This is a genomic window from Kitasatospora sp. NPDC127111 (assembly GCF_042677465.1).
Taxonomy (GTDB): domain Bacteria; phylum Actinomycetota; class Actinomycetes; order Streptomycetales; family Streptomycetaceae; genus Kitasatospora.
Window position 1 is genome coordinate 1 of record NZ_JBHXTG010000075.1, and the last position, 20,804, is coordinate 20,804.

The window sequence follows — 20,804 nt, forward strand, 5'->3', positions numbered from 1 at the left end:
GGGCGGCGGGCGGGGGCGGCGGCGGGGCCGAGCCCGGGCTGCGGCCGAGCGCGCCCTGCGGCGCCTCGGCGCCGGGCGGCGGGGTCGCCGGGGCACCCGGACCGGCCGCACCCGGTGCTCCGGGCAGGCCCATCAGGCCGGGCAGCGCGTCGGGCGAGGCCAGCATGGTCGGCGCGTGCTCGACCGCGGGCCCGCCGGGCGGCGGGGGCACGGGCGCACCCGGCCCGGGCGCACCGGGCAGGCCGTCCAGCCCCGGCAGACCGTCCGGCGGCGCCAGCATGGTCGGCGCGTGCTCGACCGCGGGCCCGCCGGGCGGCGGGGGCACGGGCGCACCCGGCCCGGGCACCGGCGCCCCCGGACCGGGCGCACCGGGCAGGCCGTCCAGCCCCGGCAGACCGTCCGGCGGAGCGAGCAGGGTCGGTGCGGGTTCGACCGCCGGGCCGGCCGGCGGGACCGGGGGCATGCCGAAGCCGCCCGCGGGCAGCAGTTCGGTGGGCGCCTCGGCGCCGGGCCGGGGCTCGCCGGGCAGGCCGGCGCCGTTGGTCCGCAGCCCGTCGGGCAGCAGCACGGTCGCCGCCTCGGCCCCGCCGGGGCCGGCCGACGACGCGGGCGGCGCGACGGGCGGAGCGGCCGGGGCGGGGACCGGGGCGAACGCCGGCTCGTCGTGGCCGGGCGGCGGCGCGAGCATGGTCGGCGCGTCCCCGGCCGGGCGCTCGGACACCGGCGGCGTGGTCAGCACGGCGGGCGCCGGCACCGGCTCGGGCGCCACCGGAGCGGCCGCCGGGGCCGCCGGGGCCGCCGGAGCAGCCGCGGCCAGCGGAGCCTGGGCGGCGGGCGCGTGGTCGGCGGGGGCCGCCGGCGCGGGAACGGCCGGCGTCCCCAGCCGCTCGGCCTCGGCCGCGATGGCCGCGGCGCCCGCCTCCTGGAGCCACTGCGGCGGGCTGAGCAGGAAGGACGTCGCCTCGACCGGTCCGGGCGCGGGCTTCGCCGCCCCGGCCGGGTTGGCCGCGACCGGCCGCCCGTAGACCTCCTCGTACTGCCGGACCACCTCGTTGACCGGCAGCGCGGGCCAGAGCGTGCTCGCGCCGGTGTCCCGGGCGATCACCAGCCGCGCCTCACCGGCCGAACCGCCCGGAGCACCGTCACCGGCCGCCCCGTCCGGGGCGCCGTCGGCCGGCTGGACCGCCCAGCAGACGAAGCCCAGGTCGAACTCCCGGACCCGTACCTCGCGCTGTTGCGAACGCGGTACCCCGCCGTTGATCCACTCGTCGGCGAGCTCCTGCGCCTGCGCGTACGTCACCACGCCCGGTTCACCCCTGTCCCCTTCATCCCCGCTCGCTGCTTCGTCCCAGCCCGCTGGGCACCGTCGACCATCACCACCGGGGCCACGTCAGCCCACCGGCACGGCGCGGGCGAACCCGCCGTCCACCATCAGTTCCGCCACCGTCTCCAGCTCCGGCGGACTGCCGGCCAGCCGGAGCAGGAACTCGTCGAAGTCCGCGCCGCAGGGCAGCAGCAGCCGGGCGACGCGGTCCTCGGGCGCCTCGGGCGCGCCGTTGTCGCGGGCGTCGTCGTAGAGGCAGAACCAGACCGAGCCGATCCGGTCGCCGCGCACCTTGAGCGCGACGATGCCGCCCTGGGCGTAGGCGATGCCCAGGTAGTCCTTGGTGAGGTGGTCGCGCAGGCACTTGTTGGCGTAGACGACGTCCTCGGTGCCGTACTCCTCGCTGAGCGTCAGGAACGGCTGGTCGAGCAGGAGCCCGAGCTCCGGGTCGAGCGCCACGCCGACCGGGGCGCGGCCGCCGCCGAGCTTGAGGAAGGTCCGGTAGGCGCTGGGCAGCCGGTAGCCGAGGCGTTCCTCGGCCCGCTGCACCAGGTCCTCGGGGACGCCGATCGGGTCGCCGCCGTCCTTGGCGAGCGAGAAGTGCACCGGCCGCTTCTCCTGGAGCGGCCGGGTGCCGCGCCGGGAGTGGTCGGCGGCGGAGGTGGCCAGGCCGCCGTGGTGCCGCAGCAGCGCCTTGACCTCGACCGGCACCAGCTCCATCCGGCGCCAGCCGGGCGCGGCCTTGCCGACCGCGTGGTGCCAGGTCCAGCCGGGCGGGGTGGCGACGGCGGTCTCCAGGTCCGCCCAGAGCGGGTGGCCCTGGGTGAACTGCGCGGCGTTGGCCGAGACGTAGTCGGTCAGCCGCAGCTCGTCGACGCCGAAGCCCTCCGGCGGGTCGGCGACCTCGGCCGCGGCGGCCGCGTAGGGGCCGAAGTCCGGGAAGCCGTACTCGTCCACCCGGACCCCGGCGGGGTGCCGCTCCGCGCGGACCGGATCCGGGAACTGCACCACCTGACCTGCGTACGCCGCGTTCGGTGCGGCGGAGACGCCGGGCCGACCTGTCGTCATCTGGGAGCCCCCACTGGCTGCTGCAAATACTTCGGTGCGCTTGCTTGCTACCAGCGTAGGGGGTCGGCCCCGGCCCCGGACCCCCGCCCGGGGGCTCTCCCTCCGGGCGGCCGGGACGGACCGGCGGTCAGTCCGCGAGCGCCTTGGCCAGGGCCTCGGCGACGCGCTCCTGCCGGCCCTCGGTGATCTGCGGGGAGAGCGGCACGGTGAGCAGTTCCCGGGCGGCCCGCTCGGCGACCGGGAACGCGCCCTCGCCGTGGCCGAGGTGACGGAACGCGGGCTGCGGGTGGACCGGCACCGGCTCGCGGACGCCCGCGCCGACGCCGTCTCCCGCAGCGCGGCGAGCACGGCGTCCCGCGCGGCCGGACACGGTAGCCGATCGGCCGCCGTCGCACCCCGGTTGTGCGGATGTCGGTGACATTTGACAGGCTTGCCCCGGGCTGACCCCCGTCAGCCGGACCGTCAGCGGGAAGAGGAGGAGGACGAGGCATGACCACCGGGGAACCGGCCGGCCCGCCGCTGCTGCGCCATCACCGCGACAGCCTGCTGCCCGCCGTCGCCGCCGCCCTGTCGCTGAAGGGCGGCGAGGTGCACACCCTGGCGGGCGACAAGCCCGCCCGGCGGCCGGCGCTGCACCCGCTGGTCGGCGGATTCCTGGACGCGCTGCCGCTGGAGCACCGCGAGCGGTTCACCGGGCGCTGCCCGGAGGCCGTCCTGCTCTCCCAGTACCTGGCCACCGTGGACGCGAAGCGCTCCAAGCGCGCCGCCCGGAAGCCGATGAGCGTGCAGGAGGCCCGCAAGGCGCTCAAGGGCGCCCGGCTGACCACCGTCCGGATCCGCGAGGAGCACGACCCGGCGCACGGCACCCACGCCCCGCCCTGCCGGTCCTGCGTGCCGATGCTGGAGCACTTCACCGTGCAGAGCGTCGCCGTCGGCCCGCCCGGCCGCTGACCGCACGCCGTCCCGCGCCACCGCGCGCCCCCGGCACGTCCCCCGTCGTACGTTCCCTGCCGTACGCCCCCCGTCCCCGAACCCCCGGAGCCCGTCCTGAATCCGCCCGGCCCGCCCCAGCCCCCTCCGACCACGCTCGGCGAGCCGGCCCTCCGGACCCGCCCGCGGTTCCCGGCCGACGTCGCCGCCGAGCTCAAGGCGGCCGGCTGGCACCCCGGCCGCTGGCAGATCGGACAGGCCGAGGAGTGGGCCGACACCCTGGTCGGGCACGGCGGCCCCGCCGGTGCGCAGCACACGGTGTTCCCGGCCGCGCTGGAGGCCTGGGCCGAGTTCGGCGGCCTCGCCTTCGACCTCTCCGGCCCCGGCCGTCAGCTGGCCCGCACCCCGTTCCTGGTCGACCCGCTCTGCGGGCTGCACCAGCCGCGCACCCTGGCCGACCTCGGCCGCGCCCTGGACACCCGGCTCGCCCCGCTGGGCGAGGAGGCGTACGGGCAGGCGCTGCTCGCGATCGACGAGGAGGGCCGGGTCTACAGCCTGGACCACACCGGCGAGTGGTTCCTCGGGCACGACATCGACCAGGCGATCACCGCCCTCGTGCTCGGCTCCGCCCCCGAGCGGCTGCGCACCGCCGACGAGGCCTGAGCCCGCCGCCCCCGAGCGGCCGGGCACACCACGAGAGCCCGCCGCCCCCGAGCGGCCGGGCACACCGCCGAAGTCCGGAGCCCACCGCCGACGGGGCCTGAGCGCGGCTCAGACCAGCCGGTCGGCCCGGACCGCCAGCCGGGACGGCAGGACCGCCTCCACCCGGAAGCCGCCGTCCCGTTCCGGCCCGGCCGAGAAGGTGCCGCCCAGCGCGACCACCCGCTCGCGCATCCCGACCAGCCCGTTGCCCCCGCTGGGCAGCGCCGCCGCACCCCGCTCACCGCCCGGGCAGGCGTTCACCACGCTCACCCGGACGCCGTTGGGCGCGTACGCGAGCAGCACCGAGACCTCCGCGCCGTCGGCGTGCTTGTGCGCGTTGGTCAGCCCCTCCTGCACCAGCCGGTACGCGGTCTGCTCGGCCTCGGCGGTGAACTCCTGCCGGCTGCCGCTGACGGTCAGGGTGACGGCCATCCCGGCCGCCCGGGACTGGTCGACCAGCCGGGGCAGCCCGGCCAGCGAGTCCGGCTCCGGCGCGGCCTCGTCCGACATCCGCAGCACGCCGAGGATCTCGCGCAGCTCGTTCAGCGCCTGCCGGCCGACCTCGCCCATCAGCTTGGCGCTCTGAGCCGCCTTCACCGGGTCCTTGGCCGCGATCCGCTCCAGCGCCCCGGCGTGCACCACCATCAGCGACACCCGGTGCGCCACCACGTCGTGCATCTCCCGGGCGATCCGGGTCCGTTCCTCCAGCCGGGCCCGGCGGGCGCGCTCGCGGGCCTGCTCGGCCAGCAGGTCCAGCTCGGTCTCCAGGCCGTGCGCGCGGTCCTTGAGCGACTCGATCAGCCGCCGCCGCGCCCCCACGTAGAGGCCGGTCACCACCGGCGGGACGGTCAGGCCGACGGCCACCAGCACCGCGATCAGCACCTGGCCCCAGAGCGGCGGCTGCTCGGCCGACGCGTCGGCGGGCGTCAGCATCTCGACCAGCATCACGCCCACCGCCTCGGCGAGGGCCAGCGCCGACAGCGCCACCACCCGCCGGCGCCGGGACGGCCACTCCCAGGTCTCCGCCAGCGTGTACAGCGACACCACCAGCAGCACCACGCCGAGCATCCCGGGCATCGCCACCAGGGCCACCAGCACCGGCACCGCGGGCCAGCGCCGCCGCACCACCAGGCTCGCGCCCGCCGCGGCGCCGAACAGCGCGACCCCCACGATCGAGAACGGCCCCAGGTGGACCCGGGGCGCGAGGAAGGCGACCGCACTGGCCGCGCACTCCAGAGCAGCCAGCGCGGCCAGCCCGATGTCCAGGAGAGCGCTCCGCCGGCGCTCCCACCACCAGAACGACCGGTCCCGCGCGCGCTCCCCAGGCGACTTGCTCATAGCCCCACAGCCTAATTGCGAACCCCGATCCAGCCCCACCCGGTTCCGCCCCGGAGCCCGCCGGGACCCTCAAATGGTTTAGACCATGGGGTCGCGAACGTGATCTTGTCCGCCATCCGGCCACCTCGCGGACACCGACCCTCCCGACACCTATGCTGGTCGCGTCGGACAGCGCGGTCCGCACGCGTCACACGCGCCACACGCGCGCGGAACTGTGGCGAGAGCCGTTGCCGAACCCCACCACCACAGGGAGCCAGCCGTGACCGCTCCGGTCCCCACCCCGGCGGACAACCCCGTCGACGCCGACAACGCAGCCCTGCGCGCGGACATCCGCCGCCTCGGCGACCTGCTCGGCGAGACGCTGGTCCGTCAGGAGGGCCCCCAGCTGCTGGGCCTGGTCGAACAGGTCCGGCTGCTCAGCCGCACCGACGGCGAGGCCACCGCCGAGCTGCTCTCCGACATCGACCTGGAAACCGCCGCCAAGCTGGTCCGCGCCTTCTCCACCTACTTCCACCTCGCCAACGTCACCGAGCAGGTGCACCGCGGCCGCGAGTTCGCCACCCGCCGCGCCCGCGAGGGCTCGCTGCTCGCCCAGACCGCCGACCAGCTCGCCGAGGCCGACCCCAAGCACCTCGCCGACACCCTGGCCCACCTGGCCGTCCGCCCGGTCTTCACCGCGCACCCCACCGAGGCCGCCCGCCGCAGCGTCCTCAACAAGCTCCGCCGGATCGGCGAGCTCCTCGACCGGATCCACCGCGAGCAGCTCGCCTCGGGCCTCGCCGAGGCGGACCCGTCCCGCACTCCCACCCGCAACCCGGCCGCCACCCCCGAACGAGCCGCCGCGCGGCGCACCTCCCTCCAGCGGCAGGCCGACCGCCGGCTCGCCGAGGTCATCGACCTGCTCTGGCAGACCGACGAGCTGCGGATCGCCCGCCCGGAGCCCACCGACGAGGCCCGCAACGCCGTCTACTACCTGGACGAGCTCTACCGCGAGGCCGTCCCCGAGGTCCTGGAGGAGCTGCACGAGGAACTCGCCCGGGTCGGCCTCACCCTGCCCGACGGCGTCCGCCCGCTCACCTTCGGCACCTGGATCGGCGGCGACCGGGACGGCAACCCCAACGTCACCCCGCAGGTCACCTGGGACGTCCTCAACCTGCAGCACGAGTACGGCATCAAGGACGCCCTCGCCGCCATCGACGACCTCCGGGGCTCCCTCTCCACCTCCGAGCGGCTGGCCGGCGCCTCGGTCGAGCTGCTCGCCTCGCTCAACAACGACCTGCACCTGCTCCCCGAGCTCAGCCCGCGCTACAAGCGGATGAACGCCGAGGAGCCCTACCGCCTCAAGGCCACCTGCGTCCGGCTCAAGCTGGAGAACACCCGCGAACGGCTCGCCCACGGCACCCCGCACGTCGAGGGCCGCGACTACCTCGGCACCCGCGAGCTGATCGCCGACCTCCGCCTGATCCAGGACTCGCTGCGCGCCCACCGCGGCGAGCTGATCGCCGACGGCCGGCTCGCCCGCGCCATCCGCACCATCGAGGCGTTCGGCCTCCAGCTGGCCACCATGGACGTCCGCGAGCACGCCGAGGCCCACCACCACGCCCTCGGCCAGCTCTTCGACCGGCTCGGCGAGGAGGCCTGGCGCTACGCCGACATGCCCCGCGAGTACCGCCAGAAGCTGCTCGCCAAGGAGCTCCGCTCGCGCCGCCCGCTCGCCCCGACCCCGGCCCCGCTGGACGCCGCCGGCACCAAGACCCTCGGCGTCTTCAACACCATCCGCGAGGGCTTCGAGCGGTTCGGCGACGAGATCATCGAGAGCTACATCATCTCGATGTGCCAGGGCGCCGACGACGTCTTCGCCGCCACCGTGCTGGCCCGCGAGGCCGGCCTGATCGACCTGCACGCCGGCATCGCCAAGATCGGCATCGTGCCGCTGCTGGAGACCACCGACGAGCTCCAGGAGGCCGACCGCATCCTGGACGAGATGCTCTCGGACCCGTCCTACCGCCTGCTCGTCTCGCTCCGCGGCGACGTCCAGGAGGTCATGCTCGGCTACTCCGACTCCTCCAAGTTCGGCGGCATCACCACCTCCCAGTGGGAGATCCACCGCGCCCAGCGCCGGCTGCGCGACGTCGCCCACCGCTACGGCATCCGGCTGCGGCTGTTCCACGGCCGCGGCGGCACCGTCGGCCGCGGCGGCGGCCCCTCGCACGAGGCCATCCTGGCCCAGCCCTGGGGCACCCTGGAGGGCGAGATCAAGGTCACCGAGCAGGGTGAGGTCATCTCCGACAAGTACCTGCTGCCCTCGCTGGCCCGGGAGAACCTCGAACTCACCATCTCGGCCACCCTCTCGGCCTCCGCACTGCACACCGCGCCGCGCCAGGCCCCCGAGGAGCTGGCCCGCTGGGACGCGGCGATGGACCGGGTCTCCGAGGCCGCCCACACCGCCTACCGCGCCCTGGTCGAGCAGGAGGACCTGCCGAAGTACTTCTTCGCCGCCACCCCGGTCGACCAGCTCGCCTCGCTGCACCTGGGCTCCCGCCCGTCCCGCCGCCCCGACTCCGGCGCCGGCCTGGACGGCCTGCGGGCCATCCCGTGGGTGTTCGGCTGGACCCAGTCCCGCCAGATCGTCCCCGGCTGGTACGGCGTCGGCTCCGGCCTCGCCGCCGCCCGCGAGGCCGGCCTCGGCGACGTGCTGGACGAGATGTACGGGCAGTGGCACTTCTTCCGCAACTTCCTGTCCAACGTCGCCATGACGCTGGCCAAGACCGACCTGCGGATCGCCCGCCACTACGTCGAGCAGCTGGTGCCCGCCGAACTGCACCACATCTTCGACCAGATCACCGCCGAGCACGACCGCACCCTGCGCGAGGTGCTCCGGCTCACCGGCGAGAGCGAGCTGCTGGAGCACAACCCGGTGCTCAAGCAGACCTTCACCGTCCGCGACGCCTACCTCGACCCGATCTCCTACCTCCAGGTGGCGCTGCTGCGCCGCCAGCGCGAGGAGGTCGCGGCCGGCCGGCACGAGGACCCGCTGCGCGCCCGGGCGCTGCTGCTGACCGTCAACGGCATCGCCGCCGGCCTGCGCAACACCGGCTGACGCCGCTCGCACGGACACCGGAAGGGCCCCGCGGCCGTGTGCCGCGGGGCCCTTCCCGTCCTGCGCCGGACGGTCGTCACGCACCGAACGGTGTCCTCCGCCGAACGGTGTCCCACGCCGGTCAGCGCTGCCGGACCTCGGCGACCTGCCGGCCGTAGCGGGCCATGATGTCCGCCCGGGCGGTGTCCGCCTGCGGGCTCCAGACGATCACCCCGGCACCGTCCGTGGCGACCGACACGAAGGAGATCGTCACGCCGCGCTGCTTCCAGTCCGCCTGGTCCTGGCCGATCCGGTCCGCCAGCTCCCGCACCTGCCGGCGCGAGCCGACCGCGTCGACGAACTCGACCTTCACCAGGGCGTTGTGGATGCCGGCCAGCACGACCTGGTCGAAGTCGCTGCCCGGCACCCGCATCGCGTAGACCTTGTTCTCGGCCGCGTTCGCGCAGACGCCGAAGTAGTGGTCGGGGTAACGCTGGCCGGCCTCCCACACCGCGGTCGCCGCGCGGCCCGCGGGGCTCTCGGAGAACGCCACCGGCGGCGTCCACCCCGGCGAGGCGTCCGGGCCGGCCCCCGGGGTCCCGGTGCCGGACGGCAGGGACGGCGCTCCGGTGGCCGGCCTCCCCGAGGGCGAGCCGGAGCCCGTCGACGGCCCGCCCGAGGCCGGACCGGACGCCGAACTCGACGCCGGGCCCGACGGCGAACCCGACGCCGAGCCCTGCGGCGGTCCCGACGGCCCGCCCGAAGCCGACGACACCGCCGACGACGAGGCCGAGGACGACGCGGACGACGTCGCCGACGACGACACCGACGACGACGCCGACGAGGACGAGGCCGGCGGCCCCGTCCAGCCCGGTGTCCGCAGCGAGGTCGGCCCCGCGCAGGAGATCGGCTGCCCGGTGTCCTGCTGCGCCGGGAACGGGAGCGACGATCCCGCGCCCGGTGACGGCGAACCCCCGCCGGCCGCCAGGAGCGGCCTGCCGGAGGCACCCCCGTCGCCTCCCGCGCCCAGCTGGGTCAGCCCGCCGAGCCCCAGCGCCAGCACCGCCGCCCCCGCCGTCAGCTGGAGCGCCACCCGCCGCTTCGCCCGGCGCTTTCCGGCCCGCCGCAGCTCGGCCAGCGGCGGGGCGCCGGACACCTCCCGGGCCCGCTCCCCGAGCCGGACGACCAGGTCCTCCTCGAACCGGTCCCCGGCCCCGTCCGCGTTCGCGTACCGGTCCTCAGCCGCCATGACCCACCATCTCCCTCACCGGTGCCAGCTCCTGCCGGAGCGTCCTCATCGCACGCGCCAGATGCGTCTTCGCCGTCGCCACCGAGCAGCCGAGCTCCTCGGCGACCTGCGCCACCGGCAGGTCCGCGTAGTAGCGGAGCACCACCGCGGCCCGCTGGCGCGGCGGCAGCCCCCGCAGCGCCGCCTCCAGCCGTTCGTCCCGCAGGTCCACCGCCGCCGCCGGGGTGTCCGGCAGCTGCGGGGTCAGGACCTCCCGCCGGGTGCGCCGCCACCGCGACACGTGGGTGCGGACCATCGCCTTCCGGACGTAGGCCTCGGCCGCCCCCGGCTCCCGGATCGCCGCACGCCGCCCGTACACCCGGGTCAGGGCGTCGTGCAGCAGGTCCCGGGCGTCGTGGACGTCCCCCGTGATCAGGTAGCCCCAGCGCAGCAGGGACTGGTACCGCGCCGAGACGAACTCGTCGAACGGATCACCCCCGGCGCTCGTCGACCACATCGATTCGCGCTTCATGCCCCCAGGACGCACCGGCCGCCGGAAACGGATGACACGGAGCCGGAAATGCCGGAGGGGCCGGTGCCCGGAACCCCGGACCCGGCCCCTCCGGACCTCGTCACTCCCCCAGATCGCCCGCGCGGCGGCGCTTCAGCCACAGGGCCGCACCGCCCGCCACCACGACCAGGCCGCCGCCGACGGCCAGCAGGCCCGCGTCACCGCCGACCGGGCCGCCGAGCACCTGCGCCGCGGCGGGATCCGAGGACACCACACCCGGATCGGGCTCCGCGACCGACTCGGCGTGCGCCACCCCGCCGCCGGAGAGCAGCACCCCGGCCGCCCCCAGCGCACCGGCCGTGCCGACCCGCCGGCCGAGCTGCCTCAGCCGGACCACCCGGACCCGACGAAGGCGCCGGACCGGACGAAAACTCCGCATCGAGAACTCCCCAAGGACCCGTTGGCGTACTGGGCTCGACGCTATCGGATCCCGCACACGATTCTCACGCCCGATCAGGTTTGGACGGCCAAGCGTTGTACGACTGTTGCGTACCCCGGCCGGGGAGCTGACGCACGGTCACCGGCTCAGGAGTTGTACGTCCCCTGCGCCCGCTCCAGGCCCTCCGACAGCAGCGCCTCCACCGCGTCCGCCGACCGGTCCACGAACCAGTCCAGCTCCTTGCGCTCGGTGCCGGAGAAGTCCTTCAGGACAAAGTCCGCGACCTCCATCCGGCCCGGCGGGCGGCCGATCCCGCAGCGCACCCGGTGGTAGTCCGGCCCGAGCGACTTGGTGATCGACTTCAGCCCGTTGTGGCCGTTGTCCCCGCCGCCCAGCTTCAGCCGCAGCGTCGCGTAGTCGATGTCCAGCTCGTCGTGGACCGCGACCACCGCCGAGGCCGGCACCTTGTAGAAGTCCCGCAGCGCCGTCACCGGACCGCCGGAGAGGTTCATGAACGACATCGGCTTGGCCAGCACCACCCGCCTGCCCGCCAGCCGCCCCTCGGCGACCTGGGCCCGGCTCTTGTGCGCCTTGAACTTCGCGCCCATCCGCTGCGCCAGCAGGTCCACCACCATGAACCCGATGTTGTGCCGGTTCCGGGCGTACTGCTCGCCCGGGTTGCCCAGCCCCACCACCAGCCACGGGCCCTCGTACGCGTCCTCTGCGGCCATACCCTCGCTCCTCGTGTTCGCGCTCAACGTCATCTTCCCGGACATGCCGCTGCCCCGGCCGCTCCAGCACGGGAGCGACCGGGGCAGCGGTCAGGCTGTGCGAAGGGCTCAGGCCTCGGCGCCGGCCTCGGCCTCCGCGGCCTCCTCCTCGACCGGGGCGGCCTGGGCGGCGATGACCTGCAGCACGACGGCGTCGGCCTCGACGGCCAGGGTGACGCCGGCCGGCAGGGTGATGTCCTTGGCGTGGATCGAGGCACCGGCCTCCAGGCCCTCGACCGAAACGGTGACGGCCTCGGGCAGGTGGGTGGCCTCGGCCTCGATCGGCAGGGCCTGCAGGACGTGCTCCAGCAGGTTGCCGCCCGGGGCCAGCTCGCCCTCGGTGTGGACCGGAACCTCGACGGTGACCTTCTCGCCGCGCTTCACGAGCAGCAGGTCGACGTGCTCGATGTTGCGCTTGATGGCCTCGCGCTGGACGGCCTTCGGCAGCACGTACTCGTCCTTGCCGTCGATCGGCACGACCAGCAGGGCGTTCGGGGTCTTCAGGGCCATCATCAGGTCGTGGCCGGGCAGGTTCAGGTGAACCGGGGCGTGGCCGTGGCCGTAGACGACACCGGGGACGAAGCCGGCGCGACGGGCGCGACGGGCGGCACCCTTGCCGAACTCGGTACGGGTCTCAGCGGCAAGGCGGATCTCGGACACGACTGCACTCCTCGTGGAAACTGGCGCGGGGGTGCAGGCAACGCGAAAAACCGCCGGGACCACACCCTCAGTACGTTCGGGGGTCACTCGGCGGCACGACCTCTGCCGGTGGTCGGAGGTCCGGCACCGGCAGCGCGTCGATCACGGAGCGGGCACCCGTCGTGCAGGCACACGGCATCCCTCGCCGAGCAGTTTCACGAGTCTAACCGCACCGGCGCGCTCTCGCGAAATCGGCGGCGGCCCCGGTCCTGGGAGGACCGGGGCCGCCTGCGCGGGGCTTCGTCAGTGCACGCCCGCGATCAGCGCACGCACCCGATCAGTGCACGCCCTCGAACAGGCTCGTCACCGAGCCCTCCTCGAAGACCTCGCGGATCGCGGCCGCGATCGACGGGGCGATGGACAGCGTGGTGATCTTGTCCATCTGCAGCTCCGCCGGGGTCGGCAGGGTGTTGGTGAACACGAACTCGCTGACCCGGGAGTTCTTCAGGCGGTCGGCCGCCGGGCCGGAGAGCACCCCGTGGGTGGCCGCCACCAGCACGTCCGCGGCGCCGTTCTCGAACAGCGCGTCCGCCGCGGCGCAGATCGTGCCGGCGGTGTCGATCATGTCGTCGACCAGGACGCAGACCCGGCCCTTGACGTCACCGACCACCTCGGCGGACAGGATCGTGTTCGCCTGCGTCATGTCACGGCGCTTGTGGATGATCGCCAGCGGCGCGTCCAGGCGGTCGCACCACTGGTCCGCGACCTTCACCCGGCCGGCGTCCGGCGAGACGATGGTCAGCTTCGAGCGGTCCACCTTCTCGCCGACGTAGTCGGCCAGCAGCGGCAGCGCGAACAGGTGGTCGACCGGGCCGTCGAAGAAGCCCTGGATCTGCGCGGTGTGCAGGTCCACCGCCATCAGCCGGTCGGCACCCGCCTGGCGGAGCAGGTCCGCGATCAGGCGGGCCGAGATCGGCTCCCGGCCCAGGTGCTTCTTGTCCTGGCGGGCGTAGCCGTAGAACGGCAGGATCGCGGTGATGCTCCGGGCGGAGGCCCGCTTCAGAGCATCGATCATGATCAACTGCTCCATGATCCACTGGTTGATGGGAGCCGTGTGGCTCTGCATCACGAAGCAGTCCGCCCCGCGCGCCGACTCCAGGAAGCGGACGTAGATCTCACCGTTGGCGAAGTCGAGGGCCTTGGTCGGAACCAGGTCCGTCTCCAGCGCCGCGGCCACCTCCTTCGCCAGCTCCGGGTGGGCACGGCCGGAGAAGAGCTTCAGCTTCTTCTCACCCGACGTCGTGATCCCGCTCACTGCACCGTCTCCTCGCGTTGCTGACGCTGAACCCGCCGCACCGCAGACAGGCGCGAGCCCGCTGGCGATAGGGGTCGGGGGATTGTCGGTACGCCTGGACACGGGCCTGAGCCCCATGGCGCACGTATGTCCCCAAGGTTACGCGCCCGCGCAGAAACCGTCCGCCCCGGGACCGCCCTTCGGACTCCCGCCCGCCCCTCAGGCCTCCGCGGCCTCCTCCGTCGCCGCCGCGGCCGCGGCGGCCGACGCGGTGCCCGGGCGCTTGCGCTCCACCCAGCCCGGGATGTTGCGCTGCTGCGCCCGGGCCACGCCCAGCGCGCCCGGCGGAACGTCGACGGCGATCACCGAGCCGGCCGCGGTGTAGGCGCCGTCGCCGACGGTCACCGGGGCGATGAACATGTTGTCGGATCCGGTGCGGCAGTGGGCCCCGATCACCGTGCGGTGCTTGTGCACGCCGTCGTAGTTCACCGTGACCGAGGCCGCGCCGATGTTGCTGCCCTCACCGATCGTCGCGTCCCCGATGTAGGAGAGGTGCGGCACCTTGGCGCCCTCGCCCAGCTCCGAGTTCTTCACCTCGACGTAGGTGCCGACCTTCGCCTTGCGGGCCAGCCTGGCCCCCGGCCGCAGGTACGCGTACGGGCCGGCGCTGGCGAAGTCGCCCACCTCGGCGGAGTCCGCCGTGGTGTTGCTCACACGGGCGCCCGCGCCGATCCGGGTGTCCTTGAGCGTCGAGTTCGGGCCCACCTCGCAGCCCTCGCCCAGGTGGGTGCGGCCCTGCAGCTGGGTGCCCGGCAGCACCACCGCGTCCGGCTCGAAGGTGACCTGGACGTCGATCCAGGTGGTCGCCGGGTCCACCACGGTGACGCCCGCGCGCATCGCCCGCTCCAGCAGGCGGTCGTTCAGCAGCCGACGGGCCTGCGCCAGCTGCACCCGGTCGTTGATGCCGAGGATGTCCCGGTAGTCCGCGGCCACCACGGCGCCGACCCGGTGGCCGGCGGTCCGCAGGATCTCCAGGGTGTCGGTGAGGTACTCCTCGCCCTGCACGTTGTCGGTGGTGACCCGGGAGAGCGCCTCGGCCAGCAGCTTGGCGTCGAAGGCGAAGACGCCGGAGTTGATCTCGGCGATCGTCCGCTGGGCGTCCGAGGCGTCCTTCTCCTCGACGATCGCCGCCACCGCGCCGTCCGCCTCGTCCCGCAGGATCCGCCCGTAGCCGAACGGGTCCGGCACCACGGCGGTCAGCACGGTGACGCCGTTGCCCTGCTCGGTGTGCGCGGCGGCGAGCGAACCCAGCGTCTCGCCGGTCAGCAGCGGCGCGTCCCCGGTGGTGACGATCACCGTGCCGTCCAGCTCCACGCCGTCCGCGGCCAGCGCCTCCAGCGCCGTCCGCACCGCGTGACCGGTGCCCTTCTGCTCCTCCTGCACCACGGCGCGCGCCGCCGGGTGGTGCGCCGCCAGGTGCTCCTGCACCTTCTCCCGCAGGTGTCCGATCACCACGACCAGCTGCTGCGGCGTCAGCTCCTCCGCCGCCGCCACCGCGTGACCGACCAGCGACCGCCCGCACACCTCGTGCAGCACCTTGGGCAGGCTGTTCGACTTCATCCTGGTCCCGCCACCGGCGGCGAGCACGACAACGGCGGCAGGAGAAATGGCGCTCACGGGTGGAGGCTCCTCAGTCGGTTCACAGGGAGGGCAGTACGGCCAGAGAGCGGATCCGCACGTCTACGCCCTGGCGCCTAGAGGATAGCCGGGGCGGGAAAACGGGCAGTTCGGCCCGAATCAGCAGGCCCTGGCCACGCACGATGCTCCGCCGGATGGACTCGAACCATCACTGCAAGGCTCCAAAGGCCTGCGGGCTGCCAATTACCCCACGGCGGATAGTTGGTCAGACCCTACCCGAGTCCGCCCCGCGCTGTGTATCAGCTCTGCCCATCCACCAGCCTTCGATGCGGCGGTGGAGGTCGGCGCTCCCCGGCACAGTCACGACCGAGCAGCCCAGCGCGTCCCGGCCGCCTTCCTCATCCGCTCCCGGCTCGGCGCCGGCGCCGGGAGGTCCCTCACCCACAGGGACATCGAGCGCTTCGACACCCCCAGCTCGGCCTGGATCTCGTCGTACGTCCGCCCGGCGGCCCGGAGGCGGCGGGCGGCTTCGCGCTGCTCGGTCTCGGCTCGCACGCGGTGATTCTTTGTGCGATAGGTCCCATCGCGGGGCGGCTCCGAGGTTCATCCATCCAGTCGAGTGAATTCACTAAAGCGCTCCCGGCTGCGTATTCCCCTCGCTGCCGGGCAGAACCTACGATGCCGTAGGTTACGCCAACGTAGCCTCCGCCCCCATGCTCTCTAGGGACGCCCATGACCATCCAGGCCGGCGAGGCGCGCGCCGACACCGCGCACTCCATCGATCCCGCCCCGACACTGCTCTCCGCCACCCGCGGCGGGGAGCGGCAGGGGCTCGCCGAGCGGATCGCGCTCGCGCTGTTCATCGCCGTGCCCTTCGCCGCCCTGGTGGCCGCCGTACCGGTGGCCTGGGGCTGGGGGCTGGGCTGGACGGACCTCGCGATCGCCACCGTCATGTACTTCCTCACCTGCCACGGCATCACGATCGGCTACCACCGCTACTTCACCCACGGCGCCTTCAAGGCCAACCGGGCCCTGCGGGTGGCGCTGGCGATCGCGGGCAGCCTGGCGATCGAGGGGCCGCTGGTGCGCTGGGTGGCCGACCACCGCAAGCACCACCGGTTCAGCGACAAGGACGGCGACCCGCACTCGCCGTGGCGCTACGGCGAGACCGTCCCGGCGCTGCTCAAGGGCCTGTGGTGGGCGCACATGGGCTGGCTGTTCGACGAGGAGCAGACCCCGCAGCTGAAGTACGCGCCGGACCTCGTGCGCGACCCGGCCATAAGGGCGGTCTCCCGGCTGTTCTGGCTCTGGACGGCGCTCTCGATGCTGCTGCCGCCGCTGGTCGGCGGGCTGGTGACGCTCTCCTGGCAGGGCGCGCTCTCCGCCTTCTTCTGGGGCTCGCTGGTCCGGGTGGCGCTGCTGCACCACGTCACCTGGTCGATCAACTCGATCTGCCACGCGGTGGGCACGCGTCCGTTCCGCTCCCGGGACCGTTCCGGGAACGTCTGGTGGCTGGCGGTGCTCTCCTGCGGCGAGTCCTGGCACAACCTGCACCACGCCGACCCGACCTCGGCGCGGCACGGCGTGCTGCGCGGGCAGCTCGATTCCTCGGCCCGGCTGATCCGCTGGTTCGAGCTGGCCGGCTGGGCCCGGGACGTGCGCTGGCCGGACGCGCAGCGGATCGCCGCCCGCCGCGCCGCATGAGGCCTCGCCTGCAGCATGATGTAGGGGTGAACGGGAGCAGCGCAGACAGCACAGGCCGCCACGAGAGCACGCGGACGGGCGCCGCGCCCGATGCGGCGCACGCCGGTCCGCGTGCCGCCGCGACGGCGGGTGCCGCTGCGCCGGCCGGCCGCCGCCGGGGCGGCCGGGTGCGGATGACCGGGAAGCAGCGGCGCGAGCAGTTGCTGGAGATCGGCCGGGCGGTGTTCGCGGAGCGCGGCTACGACGGCACGTCGGTGGAGGAGATCGCCGAGCGGGCCGGGGTGTCCAAGCCGGTGGTGTACGAGCACTTCGGCGGCAAGGAGGGGCTGTACGCGGTGGTGGTGGACCGCGAGATGCAGCTGCTGCTGGACATGGTGACGGGGGCGCTGACCGGCGGGCACTCGCGGGAGCTGCTGGAGCAGGCGGCGTTCGCGTTGATGGACTACATCGACACCTCGACGGACGGTTTCAAGATCCTGGTCCGGGATTCGCCGGTGGCCCAGTCGACCGGCACCTTCGCCTCGCTGATCAGTGACATCGCGACGCAGGTGGAGGACATCCTGGGCCTGGAGTTCAAGGCGCGCGGCTTCGACGCGCGGCTGGCCCCGATGTACTCCCAGATGCTGGTGGGGATGGTCGCGCTGACCGGCCAGTGGTGGCTGGAGGTGCGCAAGCCGCAGAAGGCCGAGGTGGCCGCCCATCTGGTCAACCTGGCCTGGCACGGCCTGGAGGGGATGGAGCGGCACCCGAAGCTGGTCGGCGAGCGGAAGGCGTAGCTCCTCGCTCCCCGAGGACGAGGACCCGAGGACGAGGACCCGAGGACGAGGAGGAGGCCCGGCCGCGCTCTCACCTCTCCAGCTCTCCGTCTCCTCCCTCTTCGGCCTTCGCCTCCTCGGCTCTCCGCCCGCTCACCTCTTCACCGCGACGGCGAAGATCCGCCGGAACGGGAAGACGGTGCCGTGCGGTCCGGCCGGGTAGGCCTCGCGGAGCAGCGCGCCGTACTCGGCGAGGAAGGCGTCCCGCTCGGCGGGGTCGGCGAGCCGGGTGAGGACGGGCCGCAGGGCGGTGCCCTTGACCCATTCCAGCACCGGGTCGGGGCCGGTGAGCAGGGTGCTGTAGGTGGTCTCCCAGACGTCGGGGGCGCAGCCGGCGTCGGCGAGGGCCCGGAGGTACTCGCCGGGTTCGTGGACTCCGGCCCGGGTGGCGTCGTCGCCGAGGGCCGCGCGCCAGCGGGGGCTGCGGCGGAGCCCGGCGAGCAGGGTGTGGCTGGGGGAGCCGAAGTTCCCCGGGACCTGGAAGGCGATCACTCCGCCCGGCGGCAGGGCGTCGGCCCATCGCGCGAGCAGCCCGAGATGTCCGTCGGCCCGTCCCTCCGCGCGTGCCGTCGGCGAGGAGGGTCCGCGGCGCGGACGGCTGCTCGCCCCGGAGCCGATCCACTGCAGGGCCGCGTTCGAGACGATCAGGTCGGGCCGGGCCGGGGCCGGGTCGTAGTCGCGCGCGTCGGCGAGCAGGTAGTCGGCGGTGGGCTCGCCGGTGCCGCGGGCGGTGGCGAGCATCGCGGCGGAGTTGTCGATGCCGGTGATCCGGGCCGCCGGCCAGCGTTCCCGCAGGACGGCGGTGGAGTTGCCGGGGCCGCAACCGATGTCGAGCACGGTGGCGGCGGGTTCGTTCGGGATGGCGGGGACGCGGGCGAGCAGGTCGCGCAGCGGGCGGGTCCGTTCGTCGGCGAAGCGCAGGTACTGTTCCGGGTCCCAGTGGGGGGCGGTCATGGCAACCTCGCGAGTATCTCGACATCAAGATATCTATACGCAGCTTCCACGTTACATTTCTCGACGTCAAGAGACTTCACATCGACACATCCCCCGATACACTGATCGCCATGGAGGACGAGGTCGACCGCCTGGTCGCAGCATGGCGCCGAGAGCGCCCCGACCTCGACGTGGAACCACTTGAGGTGCTCAGCCGGGTCAGCCGGCTCGCGCGGCACCTCGACCGCGCCCGCCGGACGGCGTTCGCCGAGCACGGGCTGGAGCCCTGGGAGTTCGACGTGCTGACCGCGCTGCGGCGGGCCGGCTCCCCGTACCAGCTCTCCCCCGGCCAGCTGCTCACCCAGACCCTGGTCACCTCCGGCACCATGACCAACCGGATCGACCGCCTCACCGGCAAGGGCCTGGTCAAGCGCCTGCCCGATCCGGACGACCGGCGCGGCGTGCTGGTCCGGCTCACCGACGACGGCCGCGACCGCGCCGACCAGGCGCTCGCCGGACTGCTCGCGCACGAGCGCGAACTGCTCGCCCAGCTCACCTCCGCCCAGCAGGGCGAGCTCGCCGGGCTGCTGCGGCAGCTGGTCGCCCCCTTCGACAACACCCCGGACTGACACCCGCCACCCTCCGGGCGAACCCCGGCCCGCCGCCCCGGGCAGGGGCCGAACCCGCTGTTCGCCGGGCGCGGCGGCGAGCAGGCGTCAGAACCCGTCCGGGTACGGAGCACTGAGCGCGGGCACCGGCGCCGGCTCGGGCAGCGCGGTCCGGTAGCCGGGCAGCAGCGCCGCCAGCCGGCGGCGCACCTCCTCGTCGCAGTGGCCCGCCGCCGCCTCGTACAGCCGGTCAGCCCGGTCAGCCCGGTCAGCCCGGTCAGCCTGGTCAGCCCGCCCGCCGGGCCCTCCGGGCCGGAGGCGGGCTCGGCCACCGTGGCGTGGATCCGCGCGTGCGCCGGGGGCAGCCGTTCCTCACCCTCGGAGAAACCCTCGGAGAACAGCGCCTCGTTCAACTTCTCGCCCGCCCGCAGGCCGGTGTAGCGGACCTCCGGGCGAGGGCGCCGACGACGGGGACGGCGTCCACGGACCGGCCGCCTCGGCCGGGTCGTCGTCCAGCAGGCCGATCGGGGTCAGGCCGAACTCCGGTGCCCGGCCCAAGTCCCGGACCAGCGCGGTACCGGCCGCGCCGGCCCCGACCACCAGCGTGCGCAGGCCCGTCGGCGGTGCGCAACGGTCCGGTCCCGGGCCGTTGCGGGCCGGGTGCGGGCGTGCGGACGTCCTGTGCGGCGACAGCTGTCCTCCGGAGTTCCCTGACCCGACGGACCTGAGCCGGTACCCGGGCGAGCCGGGCGGGTCAGCCGGCGCCGGGAGCGGTGGTCGCGGCGGCGGCCGGCGGGATCGCGGGCGCGGGCGGCTCGGACGGGCTGATCCCGGCCCGGCGCGCGACCGCGACGGCGGCCAGGGTGGAGTGCACCCCGAGCTTGCCGAGGACGTTCTGCATGTGCGTGCGCACGGTGTGCGGGGAGAGGTAGAGCCGCTCGGCGACCGCCTGCCGGCCGAGACCGGCGACCATGCAGCGCAGGATCTGCTTCTCCCGGGGGGTGAGCGTGTCGACCAGCCGCTCGCTCTCGGTGCGGTCCCGGCGGGCGGTGGTGAGCTCCCGGATGACGCCGGTGAGCAGGGCGGGCGGCAGGTGCGTCTCGTCGCGCAGCACGCCGCGGATCACCGCCAGCAGGCGGGACAGTGAACTCTCCTTGGCCACCCAGCCGGTTGCACCGGCGTGCAGGGCGCGGGCGGCGCGGTGCGGGTCGTCGGCGGTGGCCAGGACGATCGCGCGCAGCGCTGGGTGGTTGCGGCGGGCCCGGGCGAGCAGGGTGATGCCGTCGGGGACCGGGGCGGCGCCGGGATGCGGCGCGGCCGGGTGGTGCGGCCGGCCGGCGGACTGCGGTGCGGCGGGCTGCGGTGCGGTGCCGGCGGCGACGGCGGGCCGGCGGGGTGCGGGCACGGTGGCCGGCGGGCGGCGCCGGACGGCGTCCGGCGGATCGACGCCCGGCCGGCTCGGCTGGCCCGGGTGCCCCGGCGGACTCGGATGCCCCGGCGGACTCGGCTGGCCCGGCGGACCCGGCTGGCGGGTCGCGGTGGCGCCGGGATCGGCGCCGAGGTCGGCGTCGATCAGGACCACGTCGAAGGCCCGTCCCTCCAGGGCGGCGCGCTCCAGCGCCCGCTCGGCGGCGGCGGCACTGCCGGCCGCACCGACCTCCACGTCGGGCTCGGCGGCGAGCGCCGCGGCCAGCGCCTCGGCGAAGATCCGGTGGTCGTCGACCACCAGGACGCGGATCCGCCCCATCGTCACTCCCCCCTGCCCAGACCGGCCGGTGCGCGGG

19 protein-coding genes, 1 tRNA gene and 1 pseudogene are annotated in these 20,804 nt (G+C 74.6%); 6 read left to right on the plus strand and 15 right to left on the minus strand.

All coding sequences use genetic code 11. From position 1 onward, the window contains the following. From ACFVHB_RS32680 to ACFVHB_RS32690, 3 genes and pseudogenes are all read right to left on the minus strand, one after another. Nucleotides 1–1,303, minus strand: a pseudogene (locus ACFVHB_RS32680) (hypothetical protein); the annotation flags it as partial. Between the two features lie 87 nt (nt 1,304–1,390). After that, nucleotides 1,391–2,392 carry an SMI1/KNR4 family protein gene (locus ACFVHB_RS32685; protein ID WP_380329445.1) on the minus strand — a complete coding sequence of 334 codons (1,002 nt, stop codon included), beginning with the start codon at nt 2,390–2,392 and terminating at the stop codon, nt 1,391–1,393. A gap of 127 nt (nt 2,393–2,519) precedes the next feature. Next, nucleotides 2,520–2,762, minus strand: coding sequence for a DegT/DnrJ/EryC1/StrS family aminotransferase (locus ACFVHB_RS32690; RefSeq protein WP_380329447.1), 243 nt, complete (start codon nt 2,760–2,762; stop codon nt 2,520–2,522). 119 nt (nt 2,763–2,881) lie between these two features. Here ACFVHB_RS32690 and ACFVHB_RS32695 point away from each other — a divergent pair, with 119 nt between their 5' ends. Beyond that, nucleotides 2,882–3,343 (plus strand): YwqJ-related putative deaminase, encoded by a 462-nt coding sequence (locus ACFVHB_RS32695; RefSeq protein WP_380329449.1) that lies wholly within the window; start codon nt 2,882–2,884, stop codon nt 3,341–3,343. 96 nt (nt 3,344–3,439) lie between these two features. Next, a complete protein-coding gene (locus ACFVHB_RS32700) occupies nt 3,440–3,985 on the plus strand; it encodes an SUKH-3 domain-containing protein (protein ID WP_380329517.1) in 546 nt (181 codons plus the stop codon). A 108-nt stretch (nt 3,986–4,093) separates the two neighbouring features. On the opposite strand, the gene ACFVHB_RS32705 is transcribed toward ACFVHB_RS32700, so the two are convergent. Beyond that, nucleotides 4,094–5,362, minus strand: coding sequence for a sensor histidine kinase (locus ACFVHB_RS32705; RefSeq protein WP_380329451.1), 1,269 nt, complete (start codon nt 5,360–5,362; stop codon nt 4,094–4,096). Between the two features lie 259 nt (nt 5,363–5,621). Between ACFVHB_RS32705 and ppc the strand changes: the two genes are divergently transcribed. Beyond that, a complete protein-coding gene (gene ppc / locus ACFVHB_RS32710) occupies nt 5,622–8,462 on the plus strand; it encodes a phosphoenolpyruvate carboxylase (RefSeq protein WP_380329453.1) in 2,841 nt (946 codons plus the stop codon). 121 nt (nt 8,463–8,583) lie between these two features. Here ppc and ACFVHB_RS32715 read toward each other — a convergent pair whose 3' ends face one another. The 9 genes from ACFVHB_RS32715 to ACFVHB_RS32755 form a co-directional block, all read right to left on the minus strand. Continuing rightward, nucleotides 8,584–9,690 carry a hypothetical protein gene (locus ACFVHB_RS32715; protein ID WP_380329455.1) on the minus strand — a complete coding sequence of 369 codons (1,107 nt, stop codon included), beginning with the start codon at nt 9,688–9,690 and terminating at the stop codon, nt 8,584–8,586. Continuing rightward, a complete protein-coding gene (locus ACFVHB_RS32720) occupies nt 9,680–10,201 on the minus strand; it encodes a SigE family RNA polymerase sigma factor (protein ID WP_380329457.1) in 522 nt (173 codons plus the stop codon). The genes ACFVHB_RS32715 and ACFVHB_RS32720 overlap by 11 nt, the downstream gene beginning before the upstream one ends. Before the next feature lie 100 nt (nt 10,202–10,301). Then, nucleotides 10,302–10,619 (minus strand): hypothetical protein, encoded by a 318-nt coding sequence (locus ACFVHB_RS32725; protein ID WP_380329459.1) that lies wholly within the window; start codon nt 10,617–10,619, stop codon nt 10,302–10,304. 146 nt (nt 10,620–10,765) lie between these two features. After that, complete coding sequence (pth, locus tag ACFVHB_RS32730; protein ID WP_380329460.1) at nt 10,766–11,350, minus strand: aminoacyl-tRNA hydrolase; 585 nt, start codon at nt 11,348–11,350, stop codon at nt 10,766–10,768. 108 nt (nt 11,351–11,458) lie between these two features. Continuing rightward, on the minus strand, nt 11,459–12,049 hold the full coding sequence (locus ACFVHB_RS32735; protein ID WP_380329462.1) for a 50S ribosomal protein L25/general stress protein Ctc: 591 nt from the start codon (nt 12,047–12,049) through the stop codon (nt 11,459–11,461). Between the two features lie 316 nt (nt 12,050–12,365). Next, the gene (locus tag ACFVHB_RS32740; RefSeq protein ID WP_380329463.1) at nt 12,366–13,343 is read right to left on the minus strand and encodes a ribose-phosphate diphosphokinase; all 978 of its coding nucleotides are present in this window, start codon (nt 13,341–13,343) and stop codon (nt 12,366–12,368) included. Between the two features lie 198 nt (nt 13,344–13,541). Further along, nucleotides 13,542–14,999 (minus strand): bifunctional UDP-N-acetylglucosamine diphosphorylase/glucosamine-1-phosphate N-acetyltransferase GlmU, encoded by a 1,458-nt coding sequence (glmU, locus tag ACFVHB_RS32745; protein WP_380329465.1) that lies wholly within the window; start codon nt 14,997–14,999, stop codon nt 13,542–13,544. A 146-nt stretch (nt 15,000–15,145) separates the two neighbouring features. Next, nucleotides 15,146–15,218: transfer RNA gene (locus ACFVHB_RS32750), tRNA-Gln, on the minus strand. Nucleotides 15,219–15,320: 102 nt separating this feature from the next. After that, nucleotides 15,321–15,515, minus strand: a complete 195-nt coding sequence (locus ACFVHB_RS32755) for a hypothetical protein (RefSeq protein WP_380329467.1) — start codon at nt 15,513–15,515, stop codon at nt 15,321–15,323. 177 nt (nt 15,516–15,692) lie between these two features. On the opposite strand from ACFVHB_RS32755, the gene ACFVHB_RS32760 reads away from it, so the two are divergent. Continuing rightward, nucleotides 15,693–16,664 (plus strand): acyl-CoA desaturase, encoded by a 972-nt coding sequence (locus ACFVHB_RS32760; protein ID WP_380329469.1) that lies wholly within the window; start codon nt 15,693–15,695, stop codon nt 16,662–16,664. A gap of 26 nt (nt 16,665–16,690) precedes the next feature. Beyond that, on the plus strand, nt 16,691–17,440 hold the full coding sequence (locus ACFVHB_RS32765) for a TetR family transcriptional regulator (RefSeq protein WP_380329471.1): 750 nt from the start codon (nt 16,691–16,693) through the stop codon (nt 17,438–17,440). Between the two features lie 132 nt (nt 17,441–17,572). On the opposite strand, the gene ACFVHB_RS32770 is transcribed toward ACFVHB_RS32765, so the two are convergent. Further along, nucleotides 17,573–18,433 carry a methyltransferase domain-containing protein gene (locus ACFVHB_RS32770; protein WP_380329473.1) on the minus strand — a complete coding sequence of 287 codons (861 nt, stop codon included), beginning with the start codon at nt 18,431–18,433 and terminating at the stop codon, nt 17,573–17,575. Between the two features lie 110 nt (nt 18,434–18,543). Between ACFVHB_RS32770 and ACFVHB_RS32775 the strand changes: the two genes are divergently transcribed. Continuing rightward, nucleotides 18,544–19,041 carry a MarR family winged helix-turn-helix transcriptional regulator gene (locus ACFVHB_RS32775; protein ID WP_380329474.1) on the plus strand — a complete coding sequence of 166 codons (498 nt, stop codon included), beginning with the start codon at nt 18,544–18,546 and terminating at the stop codon, nt 19,039–19,041. A 733-nt stretch (nt 19,042–19,774) separates the two neighbouring features. Here the strand turns inward: ACFVHB_RS32775 and ACFVHB_RS32780 are convergent. Further along, nucleotides 19,775–20,767, minus strand: coding sequence for a LuxR C-terminal-related transcriptional regulator (locus ACFVHB_RS32780; RefSeq protein ID WP_380329476.1), 993 nt, complete (start codon nt 20,765–20,767; stop codon nt 19,775–19,777). Between the last annotated feature and the right edge of the window lie 37 nt (nt 20,768–20,804).